At 73.0% G+C, this 17,145-nt stretch carries 15 protein-coding genes; 10 read left to right on the top strand and 5 right to left on the bottom strand.

What is annotated here, in order from left to right; translation table 11 throughout:
- Window positions 1-93: 93 nt before the first annotated feature.
- Entirely contained in the window at window positions 94-1,608 is a 1,515-nt protein-coding gene (locus ACIF8S_RS17785) for a 3-hydroxyacyl-CoA dehydrogenase (protein ID WP_399999990.1), read from the top strand.
- The gene (locus ACIF8S_RS17790; RefSeq protein ID WP_399999991.1) at window positions 1,605-2,195 is read left to right on the top strand and encodes a TetR/AcrR family transcriptional regulator; all 591 of its coding nucleotides are present in this window, start codon (window positions 1,605-1,607) and stop codon (window positions 2,193-2,195) included. Before ACIF8S_RS17785 ends, ACIF8S_RS17790 begins: the two co-directional genes overlap by 4 nt.
- A 48-nt stretch (window positions 2,196-2,243) precedes the next feature.
- On the opposite strand, the gene ACIF8S_RS17795 is transcribed toward ACIF8S_RS17790, so the two are convergent.
- Entirely contained in the window at window positions 2,244-2,729 is a 486-nt protein-coding gene (locus ACIF8S_RS17795) for an Lrp/AsnC family transcriptional regulator (protein ID WP_190096499.1), read from the bottom strand.
- A gap of 189 nt (window positions 2,730-2,918) precedes the next feature.
- Here ACIF8S_RS17795 and pdhA point away from each other — a divergent pair, with 189 nt between their 5' ends.
- From pdhA to ACIF8S_RS17825, 6 genes are all read left to right on the top strand, one after another.
- Window positions 2,919-4,061, top strand: a complete 1,143-nt coding sequence (gene pdhA / locus ACIF8S_RS17800; RefSeq protein ID WP_399999992.1) for a pyruvate dehydrogenase (acetyl-transferring) E1 component subunit alpha — start codon at window positions 2,919-2,921, stop codon at window positions 4,059-4,061.
- Window positions 4,058-5,062 carry an alpha-ketoacid dehydrogenase subunit beta gene (locus ACIF8S_RS17805; RefSeq protein WP_399999993.1) on the top strand — a complete coding sequence of 335 codons (1,005 nt, stop codon included), beginning with the start codon at window positions 4,058-4,060 and terminating at the stop codon, window positions 5,060-5,062. The genes pdhA and ACIF8S_RS17805 overlap by 4 nt, the downstream gene beginning before the upstream one ends.
- A complete protein-coding gene (locus ACIF8S_RS17810; protein ID WP_399999994.1) occupies window positions 5,062-6,522 on the top strand; it encodes a dihydrolipoamide acetyltransferase family protein in 1,461 nt (486 codons plus the stop codon). The genes ACIF8S_RS17805 and ACIF8S_RS17810 overlap by 1 nt, the downstream gene beginning before the upstream one ends.
- Window positions 6,523-6,604: 82 nt before the next feature.
- A complete protein-coding gene (locus ACIF8S_RS17815; RefSeq protein WP_399999995.1) occupies window positions 6,605-7,636 on the top strand; it encodes an NTP transferase domain-containing protein in 1,032 nt (343 codons plus the stop codon).
- Window positions 7,633-9,039 carry a molybdopterin molybdotransferase MoeA gene (locus ACIF8S_RS17820; RefSeq protein ID WP_399999996.1) on the top strand — a complete coding sequence of 469 codons (1,407 nt, stop codon included), beginning with the start codon at window positions 7,633-7,635 and terminating at the stop codon, window positions 9,037-9,039. The genes ACIF8S_RS17815 and ACIF8S_RS17820 overlap by 4 nt, the downstream gene beginning before the upstream one ends.
- Window positions 9,036-10,130 (top strand): potassium channel family protein, encoded by a 1,095-nt coding sequence (locus tag ACIF8S_RS17825; RefSeq protein ID WP_399999997.1) that lies wholly within the window; start codon window positions 9,036-9,038, stop codon window positions 10,128-10,130. The genes ACIF8S_RS17820 and ACIF8S_RS17825 overlap by 4 nt, the downstream gene beginning before the upstream one ends.
- Window positions 10,131-10,203: 73 nt before the next feature.
- Here the strand turns inward: ACIF8S_RS17825 and ACIF8S_RS17830 are convergent, their stop codons facing one another.
- Window positions 10,204-11,052: an ABC transporter permease gene (locus tag ACIF8S_RS17830; RefSeq protein WP_145829393.1), complete on the bottom strand. Its 849-nt coding sequence runs from the start codon at window positions 11,050-11,052 to the stop codon at window positions 10,204-10,206.
- On the bottom strand, window positions 11,049-12,065 hold the full coding sequence (locus ACIF8S_RS17835) for an ATP-binding cassette domain-containing protein (RefSeq protein ID WP_399999998.1): 1,017 nt from the start codon (window positions 12,063-12,065) through the stop codon (window positions 11,049-11,051). The genes ACIF8S_RS17830 and ACIF8S_RS17835 overlap by 4 nt, the downstream gene beginning before the upstream one ends.
- 451 nt (window positions 12,066-12,516) lie before the next feature.
- On the opposite strand from ACIF8S_RS17835, the gene ACIF8S_RS17840 reads away from it, so the two are divergent.
- On the top strand, window positions 12,517-13,500 hold the full coding sequence (locus tag ACIF8S_RS17840; RefSeq protein WP_399999999.1) for an NAD(P)H-quinone oxidoreductase: 984 nt from the start codon (window positions 12,517-12,519) through the stop codon (window positions 13,498-13,500).
- 24 nt (window positions 13,501-13,524) lie between these two features.
- On the opposite strand, the gene ACIF8S_RS17845 is transcribed toward ACIF8S_RS17840, so the two are convergent.
- Entirely contained in the window at window positions 13,525-14,244 is a 720-nt protein-coding gene (locus ACIF8S_RS17845; RefSeq protein WP_400000000.1) for a hypothetical protein, read from the bottom strand.
- 210 nt (window positions 14,245-14,454) lie between these two features.
- Between ACIF8S_RS17845 and ACIF8S_RS17850 the strand changes: the two genes are divergently transcribed.
- Window positions 14,455-14,994 carry a bacterial proteasome activator family protein gene (locus tag ACIF8S_RS17850; RefSeq protein ID WP_349795518.1) on the top strand — a complete coding sequence of 180 codons (540 nt, stop codon included), beginning with the start codon at window positions 14,455-14,457 and terminating at the stop codon, window positions 14,992-14,994.
- Window positions 14,995-15,160: 166 nt separating this feature from the next.
- Here ACIF8S_RS17850 and ACIF8S_RS17855 read toward each other — a convergent pair whose 3' ends face one another.
- Window positions 15,161-16,801 (bottom strand): protein kinase, encoded by a 1,641-nt coding sequence (locus ACIF8S_RS17855; protein ID WP_400000001.1) that lies wholly within the window; start codon window positions 16,799-16,801, stop codon window positions 15,161-15,163.
- Window positions 16,802-17,145 lie beyond the last annotated feature (344 nt).

Below are 17,145 nucleotides of genomic sequence, written 5' to 3' on the forward strand. Positions count from 1 at the left end.
GACAGGCGGTCAGAGTTAGAGTAACCGAACGATCGGTCGGGACAAGGGGGTCCGCCGCATCTGTGGAAATCACCGTGCGGGAGGATCGCGCACATGACAGCACTCGACCTCAGCAGTCCCGTGGCCGTGGTCGGCACCGGCACCATGGGGCAGGGAATCGCCCAGGTCGCGCTGGTCGCGGGGCATCCCGTGCGGCTGTACGACGCCGCCCCGGGCCAGGCCCGCAAGGCCGCCGACGCGATCGGCGCCCGCCTCGACCGGCTGGTCGACAAGGAGCGTCTCACCGCCGACGAGCGGGACGCGGCCCGCGCCCGTCTGCGGCCCGTCGACGAGGTCTCCGGTCTCGCAGGCTGCGCCCTGGTCGTCGAGGCGGTCCTGGAGCGTCTCGACGTCAAGCAGGAGCTGTTCCGGACGCTGGAGGACGTCGTCGACGACGACTGCCTCCTCGCCACCAACACCTCGTCCCTGTCGGTCACGGCGATCGGCGGCGCCCTGCGCGTGCCCGGCCGCTTCGTCGGCCTGCACTTCTTCAACCCGGCGCCGCTGCTGCCGCTCGTCGAGGTCGTCTCCGGCTTCGCCACGGACGTCGCGTGCGCCACGCGCGCGTTCGAGACGGCGCGCGCCTGGGGCAAGACGCCGGTGGCCTGCGCGGACACCCCCGGCTTCATCGTCAACCGCGTCGCGCGGCCGTTCTACGCCGAGGCCTTCGCGGTGTACGAGTCGCAGGGCGCCGACCCGGCGACCGTCGACGCCGTGCTGCGCGAGTCCGGCGGCTTCCGGATGGGCGCCTTCGAGCTGACCGACCTCATCGGGCAGGACGTCAACGAGTCCGTGACGCACTCGGTGTGGCGGGCCTTCTTCCACGACGTGCGCTTCACTCCGTCCCTGGCGCAGCGCCGGCTGGTCGAGTCCGGCCGCCTCGGCCGCAAGACCGGCCGCGGCTGGTACGACCACCAGGAGGGCGCCGAGCGGCCCGAGCCGCACACCGCCGAGCCCGTGGCACCGCCCGCGTACGTCGTCGCCGAGGGCGATCTCGGGCCGGCGTCGGAGCTGCTCGCCCTGATCCGTGAGGCGGGCATCGAGGTGCGCGGGACGGAGGGGGACGACGGCTCCCGGCTGGTGCTGCCGAGCGGCGGTCGGCTGGTGCTCGCCGACGGACGGATCTCCGGGGAGTCCCGTGACGTGGTCCGGTTCGACCTGGCGCCGGACTACCGCAAGGCCACGCGTATCGCCCTGGCGCATGCCTCGCACACCTCGCCGGTCGCCGTCGCCGAGGCCACCGGGCTGTTCCAGGCGCTCGGCAAGAAGGTGAGCGTCATCGGTGACGTCCCGGGGATGATCGTGGCGCGGACCGTGGCCCGGATCATCGACCTCGCGGTCGACGCGGTCGCCAAGGGCGTCGCCACCGAGGAGGACATCGACACCGCGATGCGGCTGGGTGTGAACTACCCCCTCGGGCCCTTCGAGTGGAGCCGCCGGCTCGGCCGCGGCTGGGCCGGGTCCCTGCTGGACGAACTGCACGGGGTGGACCCCTCCGGCCGTTACGCGCCGTCCCTCGCCCTCCACCGGTACGCGTGCGCCACCGACCAGCGGGAGGACACTCCATGACCACCGCCAAGCGGGACACCTACACCCCGGAGACGCTGCTGTCCGTCGCCGTGCAGGTGTTCAACGAACGCGGCTACGACGGCACCTCCATGGAGCACCTCTCCAAGGCCGCCGGCATCTCCAAGTCGTCCATCTACCACCACGTGGCCGGCAAGGAGGAGCTGCTGCGCCGCGCGGTGAGCCGGGCGCTCGACGGACTCTTCGCGATCCTCGAGGAGGAGCACGCGCGCGTGGGACGCGCGGCCGAGCGGCTGGAGTACGTCGTACGGCGCATGGTCGAGGTACTGATCGCGGAGCTGCCCTACGTGACCCTGCTGCTGCGGGTGCGCGGCAACACGGACACCGAGCGGTGGGCCCTGGAGCGGCGGCGCGAGTTCGACCACCGGGTGGCCGGGCTGCTGAAGGCCGCGGCGGCCGACGGGGACGTGCGCGAGGACATAGACGTACGGCTGGTGACCCGGCTGGTCTTCGGCATGATCAACTCCATCGTGGAGTGGTACCGGCCGGACGGGCGCGGCATGAACGAGCGTGAGGTGGCGGACGCAGTGGCGCAGCTGGCCTTCGGAGGACTGCGCAAGGCGGTTTGAGGCGGTTCCGGGGCCTGAGTTCCCGCGCCCCCTGGGGCCTGCCTCGTCTCATCCCTGCGGCTCCAGGTCCTCCTCCTCGAAGACCAGCAGCGTGCGGGTGCTCAGCACCTCGGGAATGGCCTGGAGCCGGGTCAGCACCAGCTCGCGCAGCGTCCGGTTGTCCGGCGTGTGCACCAGCAGCAGCACGTCGAAGTCCCCGCCCACCAGGGCGATGTGCGAGGCGCCGGGGAGCTGCCTGAGCTGCTCGCGGACCGTGCGCCAGGTGTTCTGCACGATCTTCAGGGTGATGTACGCCGACGTGCCGTGACCGGCCCGTTCGTGGTCGACGCGGGCCCCGAAACCGCGGATGACGCCGTCCTCGACGAGCCGGTTGATCCGCGCGTAGGCGTTCGCGCGGGAGACGTGCACCCGTTCGGCGACCGACCGTATCGACGCGCGGCCGTCCGCCTGCAGCATGCGCAGGATGTCCTGGTCGATCGCGTCGAGGGGCCGCGCCGGCGGCAGCGGTCCGGTCCCTTCCTGCCCCTCGGCCATTTGTTCAGATGCCACCCGCCCCCACCTCTCCGCCGTGGACGTCCTGCATCCATCCCACGGTGTGGAGAACCGTTTGTCCACAGCCTGGTGCCACCCGTAGCCAAAATGTGCCGACGACCGAACAATCGGTTGGTGAGGCGCGTCACAGACGCCGTGCCTCCGTCAGTCGTCCCACGAGGAGGTGCCGTCATGACGGTCATGGAGCAGCGGGGGGCCTACCGGCCGACCCCGCCGCCCGCCTGGCAGCCCCGTACCGACCCCGCCCCGCTGCTGCCGGACGCGGAGCCGTACCGCGTGCTCGGCACCGAGGCGGCGACGAAGGCCGACCCGGGCCTGCTGCGCCGGCTGTACGCGGAGCTGGTGAAGGGCCGCCGTTACAACGCGCAGGCCACCGCTCTCACCAAGCAGGGCCGTCTCGCGGTCTACCCGTCCAGCACCGGCCAGGAGGCCTGCGAGGTCGCCGCCGCGCTGGTCCTTGAGGAGCGGGACTGGCTGTTCCCGAGCTACCGCGACACCCTCGCCGTCGTCGCCCGGGGCGTGGATCCGGTCGAGGCGCTCACCCTGCTCCGCGGCGACTGGCACACCGGCTACGACCCCCACGAGCACCGGGTGGCGCCGCTGAGCACCCCGCTCGCCACCCAGCTGCCGCACGCCGTCGGTCTCGCCCACGCCGCCCGCCTCAAGGGCGACGACGTGGTCGCGCTCGCCATGGTCGGCGACGGCGGCACCAGCGAGGGCGACTTCCACGAGGCGCTGAACTTCGCCGCCGTCTGGCAGGCCCCGGTGGTCTTCCTCGTGCAGAACAACGGTTTCGCGATCTCCGTCCCGCTCGCCAAGCAGACCGCGGCCCCGTCGCTGGCCCACAAGGCCGTCGGCTACGGCATGCCCGGCCGCCTGGTCGACGGCAACGACGCGGCGGCCGTCCACGAGGTCCTCGCCGACGCCGTGCGGCGTGCCCGCGCGGGCGGCGGCCCGACCCTGGTCGAGGCGATCACCTACCGCGTGGACGCCCATACCAACGCCGACGACGCGACCCGCTACCGCGGTGACGCCGAGGTCGAGACGTGGAGACAGCACGACCCGATCACCCTGCTGGAGGGGGAGCTGACCGGGCGCGGACTGCTGGACGAGGCCGGCGTCGAGACCGCCCGGCAGGACGCCGAGACCATGGCCGCCGACCTGCGCGCCCGCATGAACCAGGACGCGGAGCTCGACCCCATGGACCTGTTCACACACGTCTACGCCGAGCCGACCCCCCAGTTGCTGGCCCAGCGCGAGCAGCTGCGCGCGGAGCTGGCGGCCGAGACCGAGCCGGAAGGGACGCAAGGATGACCACCGTCGCCGTGAAGCCGGCCACCATGGCGCAGGCCCTCACGCGTGCCCTGCGCGACGCGATGACCGACGACCCGTCCGTGCACGTGATGGGTGAGGACGTCGGCACGCTCGGCGGCGTCTTCCGGATCACCGACGGCCTCGCCAAGGAGTTCGGCGAGGACCGCTGCACCGACACGCCGCTGGCCGAGGCGGGCATCCTCGGCACGGCCGTCGGCATGGCCATGTACGGGCTGCGCCCGGTCGTGGAGATGCAGTTCGACGCGTTCGCCTACCCCGCGTTCGAGCAGCTCGTCTCGCACGTGGCGAAGATGCGCAACCGCACCCGCGGCACGATGCCGCTCCCCCTCACCATCCGCATCCCCTACGGCGGCGGCATCGGCGGCGTCGAGCACCACAGCGACGCCTCCGAGGCGTACTACATGGCGACTCCTGGGCTCCATGTCGTCACACCCGCGACCGTCGCCGACGCCTACGGCCTGCTGCGGGCCTCGATCGCCTCCGACGACCCGGTGGTCTTCCTGGAGCCCAAGCGGCTCTACTGGTCCAAGGACGCCTGGAACCCGGAGCAGCCGACGGCCGTGGAACCGATAGGCCGCGCGGTGGTGCGGCGCTCCGGGAGGAGCGCCACCCTCATCACCTACGGCCCGTCCGTCCCCGTCTGCATGGAGACGGCCGAGGCCGCCCGGGCCGAGGGCTGGGACCTCGAGGTCGTCGATCTGCGCTCCCTGGTGCCGTTCGACGACGAGACGGTGTGCGCCTCCGTGCGGCGGACGGGACGCGCGGTCGTCGTCCACGAGTCGGGCGGCTTCGGCGGTCCCGGCGGGGAGATCGCGGCCCGGGTCACGGAGCGCTGCTTCCACCACCTGGAGGCGCCGGTGCTGCGCGTGGCCGGGTTCGACCTGCCGTACCCGCCGCCGATGCTGGAGCGTCACCACCTGCCGGGTGTGGACCGGATCCTGGACGCTGTGGGGCGTCTGCAATGGGAGGCCGAGAGCTGATGGCACAGGTGCTGGAGTTCAAGCTGCCCGACCTCGGTGAAGGGCTCACCGAGGCGGAGATCGTGCGCTGGCTGGTCGAGGTCGGTGACGTCGTCGCCGTGGACCAGCCGGTCGTCGAGGTCGAGACGGCCAAGGCGATGGTGGAAGTCCCCTGTCCCTACGGCGGTGTGGTCACGGCCCGCTTCGGCGCGGAGGGCACCGAACTGCCTGTCGGCGCGCCGCTGCTGACGGTGGCGGTCGGGGAGACGGCGGACGGCCGCCCGGCCGGTGACGGCGTCGCGGACACGGCGGGTTCCGATGGCGCGAGCGGCCGGCAGTCGGCCGCCGAGGGCTCCGGCAACGTCCTGGTCGGCTACGGCACCTCGCAGGCCCCGGCCCGGCGCCGCCGGGTCCGTCAGGCCCCCGCCGCCCCCGCGGTGAACGGGCGGCCGAGGCCGGCGGAGCCCGCGGAGGCGACGCGGACGGCGGACGCCCCGCGGGGCACACCCCGCACGGCACCCGGCACGCCCGGCAAGGGCACGGCGGACGGGCCGGTACCCGTGATCTCGCCCCTGGTGCGCAGGCTGGCCCGGCAGAACGGCCTGGACCTGCGGGAGATGACCGGCTCGGGCCCCGACGGGCTGATCCTGCGCGCGGACGTGGAGTACGCCCTGCGCGCCGCCGGGACCCAGAGCCGTACGGACACCGGGACCCGGAGCCGTACGGACGGGACGGCCGGCGAACCGGCCACGGCCGCCGCGCCGGTGGCCGCCGCCTCCGGGAGCGCTCCGTCGGTCACCCGGATTCCCCTCAAGGGCATCCGCGGCGCCGTAGCCGACAAGCTCTCCCGCAGCCGTACCGAGATCCCGGACGCGACCTGCTGGGTGGACGCCGACGCGACCGAACTGATGCGGACCAGGGCCGCGATGAACGCCGCGGGCGGGCCGAAGATCTCCGTCCTGGCCCTGCTGGCCCGGATCTGCACGGCCGCACTCGCCCGCTTCCCGGAGCTCAACTCCTCGGTGGACACGCAGGCCAGGGAGGTCGTCCAGTACGCGGACGTGCACCTAGGGTTCGCGGCGCAGACCGACCGCGGGCTGGTCGTCCCCGTCGTGCGGGACGCGCACACCCGGGACGCCGAGTCGTTGACGGCGGAGTTCGCCCGGCTGACCGAGGCGGCCCGGGCGGGGACGCTGACGCCCGGGGAACTCACCGGCGGCACCTTCACCCTGAACAACTACGGGGTGTTCGGCGTCGACGGCTCCACGCCGATCGTCAACCACCCCGAGGCCGCCATGCTGGGCGTCGGCCGCATCATCCCCAAACCCTGGGTGCACGAGGGCGAGCTGGCGGTCCGCCAGGTCGTGCAGCTCTCCCTCACCTTCGACCACCGGGTGTGCGACGGCGGTACGGCGGGCGGCTTCCTGCGGTACGTGGCGGACTGCGTCGAGCAACCGGCGGTGCTGCTGCGGACGCTGTGACCCCGTAGCGCCCCACCGGCCCCCGAGGCTTCCAGCGTGCCCCTGCGTTCCCTGTGATCGTGGGGGCACGCATACTCGGGGGGTGACCGAGTACCAGCCGTCCGCAGCACCCGCCGGCGACCCGCCCGGCGAGGCGTCCGGCGGCGCCCCGGAGGCACCCGCCGCGTACGACGCCGTCGTGCTCGCCGGCGGTGCCTCCCGGCGGCTCGGCGGCACCGACAAGCCGGCCGTGCGGGTCGGCGGACGGCCGCTGCTCGACCGGGTGCTCGCGGCGTGCGCCGACGCCAGCACCACGGTGGTCGTGGCCGACCCCCGGCCCACCGCCCGCCCGGTGGTCTGGGCCCGCGAGGACCCGCCGGGCGGCGGGCCCCTCGCCGCGCTCGACGCCGGCCTCCGGCACCTGACGGCCGAGCACGTCGTGCTGCTCTCCGCCGACCTTCCCTTCCTGGACCGCCGCACCGTCGCCGCGCTGCTGGCCCCCCTTCGCCGGGGCGCGGCCGACGGCGTGCTGCTGACCGACTCCGACGGCCGGGACCAGCCGCTCGTGGCCGCGTACCGGACCGGTCCCCTGCGCCGCGAACTGGCCGTGCTCACCGCCCGGCACGGTGGACCGTCCGGACTCCCCCTGCGCCGGCTGACCGGTGCCCTCGACCTTCTCCGCATCTCCGACCCGGTGGCGTCCTTCGACTGCGACACCTGGGACGACATCGCCACTGCCAGGGCACGCATCAGGGAGCATGGACACGTGTTGGACGAATGGATCTCCGCAGTCAAGGACGAGCTGGGCATCGACCTGGACGTCGACACCGGCCTGCTGCTCGACCTGGCCCGTGACGCCGCCCACGGGGTGGCGCGGCCGGCCGCCCCGCTGACCACCTTCCTCGTCGGCTTCGCGGCCGCCCGGGCGGGCGGCGACCGGGACGCCGTGGCCGAGGCCGTCCGCAAGGCCGTCGCGCTGGCCGGACGCTGGGCCGAGGAGGACACGCCGGAGGCCGCTTCCCCCGGCACCCCGTCCGCCGCTTCCCCCGGCACCCCGTCCGCCGGCGACGCCGCGGCCGACTCCGGTGGTACCGCGCCCGGTGCGGCACCCTGCACCCGCCCGGACGCGGGATGACCGCGCGTGCCGCCCGGCCCGGTGAGGACGCCGACGACCTCGACGTCGAGGAGGCGCTCGCCCTCGTGAAGGACGCCCACGACCGCACCGCCCACGACCACGCCACCGACGGCCACGCTTCGGGCGGCCATGTCCCGGGCGCCGCCACGTCCGGCGGTTCCGCGCACCGTGACGCCACGGAGTGGACGGAGGCCCGGGCCGTGGCCGAACGCGCCCCTCGCCTCGGCAGTGGCAGGAGCACCGGGTACCTGACCCCGGTGGCCGTCCCGTTCGGCTCCGCACTCGGCCTCACGCTCGCCGCCCCGCTCCTGGCCCTGACCGACCTGCCGTCCTTCGACACCTCCGCGATGGACGGCTGGGCCGTCTCCGGTCCCGGACCCTGGGACGTGCGGGAGAAGGGTGTGCTCGCCGGGCACACCGCGCACGCGCCGCTGACCGACGGCGAGGCCGTCCGGATCGCCACCGGCGCCCGCATCCCGCCGGACACCACCGCCGTGCTGCGCAGTGAGCACGGCCGCACCGACGACAAGGGCCGGCTGTACGCGACCGCCGAGACCCGGGCACCGCACACCGTCTCGCACGGCCAGGACATCCGCCCCCGGGGCCAGGAGTGCCGCAGCGGCGACCAACTGCTGCCGGTGGGCACCCTGGTCACCCCGCCGGTGCTCGGCATGGCCGCCGCCGCCGGTTACGACACGCTCACCGTCGTCCCCCGTCCCCGCGCGGCCGTCTTCGTGCTCGGAGACGAGCTGCTCGGCGAGGGGCTGCCGCACGACGGGCTGATCCGGGACGCGCTGGGCCCGCTGCTCCCGCCGTGGCTGCGCGCGCTGGGCGCCGAGGTCGTCGACGTGCGGCGGGTCGGTGACCAGAAGGACGCCCTGCACAAGGCGCTGACGTCCTGCGACGCCGATGTGGTGGTCACCACCGGCGGCACCGCCGCGGGACCGGTCGACCATGTGCACCCCACGCTGCGGCGCCTGGGAGCCGAGCTGCTGGTGGACGGCGTCGCGGTGCGTCCGGGCCATCCGATGCTGCTGGCCCGGATCAAGGAGGGCCAGTACCTCGTCGGCCTGCCGGGCAACCCGCTCGCGGCCGTGTCCGGCCTGGTCACCCTCGCCGAGCCCCTGCTGCGGACCCTCGCCGCCCGCCCCGCCCCCGAGGGGTACGCGCTGCCGCTCAGGGACGCGGTGCAGGGGCACCCTTACGACACCCGGCTGGTGCCCGTCGCCCTGCGCGGTGACCGGGCGTTGCCGTTGCTCTACAACGGTCCGGCCATGCTGCGCGGGATCGCCGCGGCGGACGCGCTGGCCGTCGTACCGCCCGGGGGTGCGAAGCCGGGGCAGGAGGCGGAACTGCTGGACCTGCCCTGGGCGTCCGGGGGAATCGGGGTGTGTTTCACGTGAAACTTCCGGGCCAGGACGTCATCGCCCGCCAGGCGGACGAGCATCTGGTGACGTACCGGGTGAAGCTGCCGCGCAAACTGGTGGAGCACCCGATCCGGCAGGTCGCCAAGCGGCTGTCGACAGCTCTGCTGGTGCTGGTGGTGACGGCACTCGTCGTGTACGCCGACCGGGACGGCTACACCGACAACTCCGACGGATCCGTCGATCTCCTCGACGCCTTCTACTACGCGACCGTCACCCTCTCCACCACGGGGTACGGCGACATCACGCCGGTCACGGACGCGGCCCGGCTCACCAACATCTTCGTCATCACGCCGCTGCGGGTGATGTTCCTGATCATCCTGGTCGGCACCACCCTCGAGGCCCTCACCGAACGTACCCGGGAGGAATGGCGACTGACCCGCTGGAGGTCCACGTTGCGCGATCACACCGTAGTCGTCGGGTTCGGGACCAAGGGCAGGTCCGCGATCAGGACGGTCTGTGCGACGGGGCTCCGCAAGGAGCAGGTCGTGGTGGTCGATCCCAGCGCCAAGGCGATCGACGCGGCCACGGCGGACGGCTATGCGGGCGTCATAGGGGACGCGACGCGCAGCGAGGTACTGAAGCGCGCGGAGCTCCAGCGGGCCCGCCAGGTCATCATCGCGACCCAGCGCGACGACACGGCGGTCCTGGTGACGCTGACGGCACGCCAGATCAACCGGAACGCGAAGATCGTCGCCGCGGTCCGCGAGGAGGAGAACGCCCCGCTGCTCAAGCAGTCGGGTGCCGACGCGGTCATCACCAGTGCCAGCGCGGCCGGGCGGCTGCTGGGCCTGTCGGTGCTGAGCCCGGCGGCCGGCATGGTCATGGAGGACCTGATCCAGCAGGGCACGGGGCTCGACGTCGTCGAACGGCCGGTCATAAAGGCCGAGGTGGGGAAGTCGCCGCGGGAGATGGACGACCTGGTGGTGAGCGTCGTACGCGGGCACCGGGTGCTTGGCTACGACGACCCGGACGTCGGGACGCTGGAGCTGACGGACCGGCTGATCACGATCGTGCGGGCGACGCCGGGCAGCCAGGTGGCCCCGGACGTCCGGCCGCTCCGCAGCTGAGGCCGCTCCGCAGCTAGGAAACGGCACGGCCCCGGGGATCGCGTCCTCGGGGCCGTACCGCGTCCTGGGCCGGCTACTTGCGGTTGTACAGCCGCATGGTGACCGGTCCGAAGACGACGACGAACAGGGCCGCCCAGCCCACCGTCCACATGACGTCGGCGGCCGGCCAGTCACCGGCCATGAGTCCGCGGACCGCCGACGCCAGGTGCGTGACCGGGCTGTTGTTGACGAACGCCTGGAGCCAGCCCGGCATGGTGCGCGGGTCGACGAAGACGTTGGACAGGAAGGTGAGCGGGAAGATCACCATCATGCTGACGCTCATCACCGACTTCTCGGTGCGCAGCAGCAGCCCGAACATCGTCCAGATCCACGAGAAGGCGAACGAGAACAGCAGGAGCAGCGCGATCCCGGCCAGCACGCCGTGGACCCCGCCGTCGGCGCGGTAGCCGAGCAGCAGCCCCACGGTGAGCATCACCACGGAGGCGATGGTGTAGCGCAGGGCGTCGCCGAGCAGATAGCCGACCATCGCCGAGGGCCGCCAGATCGGCAGCGAGCGGAAGCGGTCGAAGACGCCCTTCTCGATGTCGATGTTCACCGAGACGCCGGTGTACATGGTGATCATGACGACCGACATCACCAGGATGCCGGGGAGGACGAACTGGATGTAGTCCTTCGGTGAACCGGCCAGCGCACCGCCGAAGAGATACGTGAACATCAGCAGGTTCATGATCGGGAACGCGGTGACGTCGAACAGCTGCTCCGGCACGTGCTTGATCTTCAGGATGGCGCGCCAGCCGAACGTCAGCGACGTGGACAGGGAACTGGGCCGCGGCGGGCGCTCCTTGGCGACCAGCAGGGCCGCCAGGGACTCGGCGCTGACGGGCGCGAGCTCCTTGGTCTCCGTGCTCGTGGCCGTGCTCATGCCGCCACCTCGTCCTTCGTGTCGGTGCCGGGGCCGTCCACGGCGCCGGTGTCGTGTCCGGTCAGTGCCATGAAGACCTCGTCGAGGCTCGGCTGGCCGAGGGAGAAGTTGTCGACGGTGACGCCGGCCCGGGACAGTTCGGTGAGCGCGCGTGCCGCCTGGTCGGCCGCGCTGTCGCTGGTCGAGGCGTTCAGCCGGGCGGTCAGCGCCACCGGGTCGGGCTCCAGCTGCACCTCCGCGAGCAGCAGGTCCCGCAGCAGCCGCTCCGCGTCCGGCCGCCGGTCGGGGTCGCGCAGCCGCAGATGGACGGACCCGGCGCCCACGGACGCCTTGAGCTCGCCCTTGGTGCCCTCGGCGATCACCTTGCCCTTGTCGATCACCGCGATCCGGGAGGCGAGCTGGTCGGCCTCGTCCAGGTACTGCGTGGTCAGCAGCACCGTGGTGCCCTGGGCGACCACCGCGCGCACGATGTCCCACACCTGGTTGCGGCTGCGCGGGTCGAGACCGGTGGTCGGCTCGTCGAGGAACAGCAGATCCGGGGTGTTGAGGATGGACGCGGCGATGTCGATGCGGCGCCGCATGCCCCCGGAGTACTGCTTGACCTGCTTGCCCGCCGCCTCGGTGAGCCCGAAGGCCTCGAGGAGCTGGGCGGCGCGGTCGCGGGCCGCGGGCTTGCGGTGGCCGAGCAGCCGGCCCAGCAGGACGAGGTTCTCGGTCCCGGTGAGGTCCTCGTCCACCGACGCGTACTGGCCGGTGAGGCTCACGCGGGCGCGCACGGCGTCCGCGTCGCGCACGACGTCATGGCCGAAGACGTGCGCCTCACCGCCGTCCGGACGCAGCAGGGTGGCGAGCATCTTCACGGTCGTGGTCTTGCCCGCGCCGTTCGGTCCGAGGACGCCGTAGACCGTGCCGGTCGGCACGGTGAGGTCGACCCCGTCGACAGCCCGTGTCTCACCGAAGGTCTTGACCAGGCCCGCTGTCTCGATCGCCGTGCCGGACGTCTGCGTGCTCATGCTTCGGGTCCTTCCGCGTGCTTGGGCTACGCATGGAGAGACCTTTACCGTCGCGCAAACTCATCGGTACCGCACGCGGATTTACGCGTTCGCGTCGTGTGCGGGGTTGTTCGTGGCGAGGGCTGCGCCCTCGAACCCGGTTCGCGCAGTTCCCCGCGGCGCTGGGGGTGCGGTCTCCCGGCGTTGGCGGTGCGCCCGTGTCGGGTGCGGGGCTTTCGGGGGCTCCGCCCCCGGACCCCCGTTCGCGCAGTCCCCCGCGCCCCTAGGGGTGTGCAGTCCCGTGTCCCTGAGGGTCCCGGCTCCCCGGGCCTCTGGGGGTGTGCAGTCCCCGCGCCGCTGGGGGTGATGCTCCCCGCGCCGCTGGGGGCCCGGCTCTCCAGGCCCCTGGGGGCGTGGGTGGGGATGTGGGTGTTTCGGGCATGGGGGCGGGGGCGGGGGTACCGTCCCCCTCATGTATGCGATCACGATTCCCGAACCCGGTGGGCCCGAGGCGCTGGTCTGGGACGAGGTCCCCGATCCGGTGGCCGGCGAGGGCGAGGTCCTCGTCGAGGTGGTGGCCGGGGCGGTCAACCGGGCCGACATCCTGCAGCGGCAGGGCTTCTACAACCCTCCGTCCGGCTCGTCCCCGTACCCCGGTCTGGAGTGCTCCGGCCGGATCGCGGAGATCGGCCCCGGGGTGAGCGGCTGGGCGGTCGGCGACGAGGTCTGCGCGCTGCTCACCGGCGGCGGTTACGCCGAGAAGGTGGCCGTGCCCGCCGGACAGCTGCTGCCCGTCCCCGAGGGGCTGACCGTCGACCGGGCGGCGGCGCTCCCCGAGGTCGTCTGCACGGTCTGGTCGAACGTCTTCATGATCGCCCACCTGCGCCCCGGCGAGACGCTGCTCGTGCACGGCGGCTCCAGCGGCATCGGCACCATGGCGATCCAGCTCGCCAAGGCCGTGGGGGCGAAGGTCGCCGTGACCGCGGGGACGAAGGAGAAGCTGGAGCGCTGCGCCGAACTGGGCGCCGACATACTGATCAACTACCGCGAGCAGGACTTCGTGGCCGAGCTGAAGCAGGCCACGGACGGCGCGGGCGCCGACGTCATCCTGGACAACATGGGCGCCAAGTACCTGGACCGCAACGTCCAGGCCCTGGCCGTCAACGGCCGCCTCGCGATCATCGGCATGCAGGGCGGGGTGAAGGGCGAGCTGAACATCGGCGCCCTGCTCGCCAAGCGCGCCGCGATCAGCGCCACCACGCTGCGCGCCCGCCCGCTGGAGGAGAAGGCGGCCATCGTCGCGGCCGTACGGGAGCACGTGTGGCCGCTCGTCTCCGGCGGTCACGTCCGTCCGGTGATCGACCGGGAGATCCCCATGCCGGACGCCGCCGAGGCGCACCGGGTGGTGGAGGACAGCTCCCACATCGGCAAGGTCCTGCTGGTCACGCCGAACTGAGCGAGGTCGTCCGGGCCGCGGGGTTCAGCGCACCCCGCGCTCCTGCCGCATCCTCAGCCCCAGGAAGGCGAGGCCGAGACCGAGCCCGATCAGGACCAGGCCGCTGCCCAGCGGCAGGATCCGCAGCACCGGTTCGACGGCGGCCTCGGTGCCGGCGACGGCGTTCGGCTCCGCGGCCGCCGACGAGGTGGCGGGCACCGGCGCCGCGGCGGAGGACGGCGCGTCGGCGCCGCCGGGGTCCGTGTCCGCGGCACCGGCCGGGTCCTGCGCCGGACTCGTCGCGTCGAGCCGGGCGTTCGGCCTCCGGGCCCCGTCGTCGGGCCGTCCGGCCGCGTCGCGGGCGCCCTCGCCCTCCTCAGTCTCCCGGCCGCGCCCGGGCGCAGTGGTCTCCCGGGACTTCTCGGGCGCCGTCTCCCGCCGGCCGGGCCGCTCCCGGCCCTCACCGGGGCCGCTCCCGGCACGGGACGCGGAGGGCGAGGTGGAGGGCGACACGGAGGACGGGGCGGAGGGGGAGCGGGACACCGACCGCGGTTCGGCGTTCCGGGGGTCGTCGGCGTCCGACGGCGGAGGAGCGCTCCGCGGGTCGTCGGCGTCGGACCGTGGTGGTGCGGCGCTCCGGGGGGCGGTGATGCCCGGCGGCGGCCGCTCGGCCCCGTACGCCACACCGGCCGTGCCGGGCGGCCCGGCGACCGGGCCGAAGGGCAGCACCGCCGCCCCCGCCCCCAGAACGAGACTCGCCCCCATTACGCGCAGCCATGGAGTCACGACCGTGACCTCCCGCGCCGGCCGGTGCTCGGCCGCACCGTCGGCAAGATGGGCCGGATGGACGCCAACAGCCTCGCACCGCCGGGCGGACCCGGCATGTCGGACAGGGCCGTCGGAAGGACCCCGCGCCGACGGCGGCTACCGGGGGCGGCACCACGGTGCGAACGGGGTGTGCGCGACAATGGCCCCATGGAGATGCCGAGGAACGAACGGTCGCCGGAGAATCCGCAGATCCTGGTCGTCGGCCAGGACGGTATGGCGCTCAGCGGCGGCAAGGGCGACGAGGACTCCCGTGAGACGCCGGTGACGGAGCAGGTGGAGCAGCCGGCGAAGGTCATGCGGATCGGCAGCATGATCAAGCAGCTGCTGGAGGAGGTGCGGGCGGCTCCTCTCGACGAGGCCAGCCGGGCCCGGCTCAAGGAGATCCACGCCAGCTCGGTGAAGGAGCTCGAGGACGGCCTGGCCCCCGAGCTGGTCGAGGAGCTGGAGCGGCTCTCCCTGCCCTTCACGGACGAGACCACGCCCAGCGACGCCGAGCTGCGCATCGCGCAGGCCCAGCTGGTGGGCTGGCTGGAGGGCCTCTTCCACGGGATCCAGACGACGCTCTTCGCCCAGCAGATGGCCGCGAGGGCCCAGCTGGAGCAGATGCGCCGCGCGCTGCCGCCGGGTGTCTCGGAGGGCCCGGAGGACGTCAACCCGGGCGGTCGCTCGGGCGGCCCCTACCTGTAAGCACCGCTGAGGCGCGGGCCCGCCCGTCGGTGCCCGCCGACACGCGGGAGGCCCCCGCCCCCCGCCCCTCGCCCGAACGGCCCGAACCGCACGAAGGGGCCCGGCACGGATGCCGGGCCCCTTCCGTATGTCCGCGCGCGCTCCGCCCCGCGGCGGAGCGGCCGGGTCAGGACGGCGGGTTGCCCGTCGAGACCTTGAGCGTGATCTGCGGCATGTCCTCCGGGTCGACGTCCGTCCCGGGCGGCGGGAACTGCTCACGGATCGAGCCGTCGCCGTAGGTGTTCTCGTCCACCTTGACGATCTTGAGGTTGTTGCCCCAGCCCGCGGCCTGGAAGCAGGCCTTCACCGAGGCGATGTGCTTGAACTTGAAGTTGGGCAGCTGGACCTTCTCCGGGTCGTTGTACGACTCCTGCGGGTCCTCGCACTTCTCCGGGTCGATCGTCTTCGACGTGTCCGGCCCGCGGTAGCCCTCGGCCCTGGTCGCCGAGGGTGACGCGCCGCCGGCCTGCGGGTCCTCGTCGTTGTTGTTGATGAGCAGCGCCGCGATCAGGCCGCCGACCGCCAGCACCGAGACGACGATCGAACCGATGATCACCGGGGTGTTCCGGCCGCCGCGCCCTGCGTTGCCGTTGCCGGGGGCCTGGGGCGAGATCGTGTACGGCGGCGGGGTCGACGCGCCCTGCTGCGCGTAGGGCGTCGGCGCGGGCGTCGGGTAACCGCCCTGCTGCGGGTAGCCGTACGACGGGGAGGGCGTGGCCGGTGCCGGGGTGCCGTACGGGTGCGGCGGCGGGGGCGTCGGCTGGTACGGCGTCCGGACGCTGCCCGGGGGCGCCTGGTGCGCCTGGTCGACCGGCGGGAACACCGCGGAGCCGACACCGGCGCCGCTCGGCGTCTGCGAGCCGGGCACGATGCTCGGCGGGGCCGCCTGGACGGACTGGGCCACCCGCAGGCACTCCCCGCGCATGGCCTCCGCGCTGGGGAACCGCTCGTTGGGGTTCTTCTTCAGGGCGCGGGAGATCAGCGCGTCCACCGCCGGCGGCAGCGAGCGGTTGATGGACGAGGCGAGCGGGGGCTCCTCCTGCACGTGCGCGTAGGCGATCGCCAGCGGCGAGTCCGCGTCGAACGGCAGCCTGCCGGTGACCAGCTGGAACAGCATGATGCCGACCGAGTAGAGGTCGGAGCGCGCGTCGACGCCCCGGCCGAGCGCCTGCTCCGGGGAGAGGTACTGCGGCGTGCCGACGACCATGCCGGTCTGCGTCATCGAGGTGACGCCGGACTGCATGGCGCGGGCGATGCCGAAGTCCATCACCTTGACCACGCCGCGCTTGGTCATCATCACGTTGCCGGGCTTGATGTCGCGGTGGACCAGTCCCATCTCGTGGCTGATCTCCAACGCCGCCAGCACATCGGCGGTGATCTTGAGGGCCTTGTCGGCGGGCATCGCGCCCTGCTGCCGTACGTCTTCGTCGAGCACGGAGCCGAGCGGGCGGCCCTCGACGTACTCCATGACGATGTACGGCGTCGTCATGCCGTCCACGTCGTCCTCGCCGGTGTCGAACACCGAGACGATGTTGGTGTGCGTGAGCTTCGCCACGGACTGGGCCTCGCGGCGGAAGCGCTCGCGGAAGGCCTGCTCCCGGCCGAGTTCCGTGTGCAACGTCTTGATGGCGACCTGACGGTCGAGCACCGAGTCGTAGGCGAGGTGCACCGAGGCCATGCCGCCCTGGCCGAGCAGGTCCCGCAGTTGGTAACGTCCGCCGGCGAGCGCCCGCCCCGTGTGCCGGCCCTGTGCGCCGTCCTGGCTCATGCTTTGCGTCCCCCGTAGCCTCTCCGGCGTCCGGCGCCGCCGTCGGTGACTGTTCGTCTGTAGATCGAAAGTGTTATTCCCGGCCAAGTCTGCCCCAGGGCACCGACACGTCAAGCGCGGTGCCCGTTCCGTGACCGTACGCGAAAGAAGCGTCGCGGAAGCGTTACAGCGGTCGTACTGCCGGTACACGGAATTTGCACGACAGTACGGGGAGCGGGTTTGATGACCGGTCCGTCTCGTGCCGGTCCCGGCAGCCCGTCCCGGACCGGAGGCCCCGGCGAAGGCTGTAGCGTGGCCGACGGAGACCGTAACAACACCGCGCGCACCGCGGGCAGAAACGACGG

The organism is Streptomyces sp. NPDC085937 (assembly GCF_044540535.1).
Lineage (GTDB): Bacteria > Actinomycetota > Actinomycetes > Streptomycetales > Streptomycetaceae > Streptomyces.

Bases quoted from the DNA above. Each gene is read 5' to 3' on its own strand.
- ACIF8S_RS17785 (WP_399999990.1), top strand. From the start codon at position 94: ATGACAGCACTCGACCTCAGCAGTCCCGTGGCCGTGGTCGGCACCGGC.
- ACIF8S_RS17840 (WP_399999999.1), top strand. From the start codon at position 12,517: ATGTATGCGATCACGATTCCCGAACCCGGTGGGCCCGAGGCGCTGGTC.
- pdhA (WP_399999992.1), top strand. From the start codon at position 2,919: ATGACGGTCATGGAGCAGCGGGGGGCCTACCGGCCGACCCCGCCGCCC.
- ACIF8S_RS17810 (WP_399999994.1), top strand. From the start codon at position 5,062: ATGGCACAGGTGCTGGAGTTCAAGCTGCCCGACCTCGGTGAAGGGCTC.
- ACIF8S_RS17790 (WP_399999991.1), top strand. From the start codon at position 1,605: ATGACCACCGCCAAGCGGGACACCTACACCCCGGAGACGCTGCTGTCC.
- ACIF8S_RS17855 (WP_400000001.1), bottom strand. From the start codon at position 16,801: ATGAGCCAGGACGGCGCACAGGGCCGGCACACGGGGCGGGCGCTCGCC.
- ACIF8S_RS17830 (WP_145829393.1), bottom strand. From the start codon at position 11,052: ATGAGCACGGCCACGAGCACGGAGACCAAGGAGCTCGCGCCCGTCAGC.
- ACIF8S_RS17845 (WP_400000000.1), bottom strand. From the start codon at position 14,244: ATGGGGGCGAGTCTCGTTCTGGGGGCGGGGGCGGCGGTGCTGCCCTTC.
- ACIF8S_RS17850 (WP_349795518.1), top strand. From the start codon at position 14,455: ATGGAGATGCCGAGGAACGAACGGTCGCCGGAGAATCCGCAGATCCTG.
- ACIF8S_RS17805 (WP_399999993.1), top strand. From the start codon at position 4,058: ATGACCACCGTCGCCGTGAAGCCGGCCACCATGGCGCAGGCCCTCACG.
- ACIF8S_RS17820 (WP_399999996.1), top strand. From the start codon at position 7,633: ATGACCGCGCGTGCCGCCCGGCCCGGTGAGGACGCCGACGACCTCGAC.
- ACIF8S_RS17795 (WP_190096499.1), bottom strand. From the start codon at position 2,729: ATGGCCGAGGGGCAGGAAGGGACCGGACCGCTGCCGCCGGCGCGGCCC.
- ACIF8S_RS17835 (WP_399999998.1), bottom strand. From the start codon at position 12,065: ATGAGCACGCAGACGTCCGGCACGGCGATCGAGACAGCGGGCCTGGTC.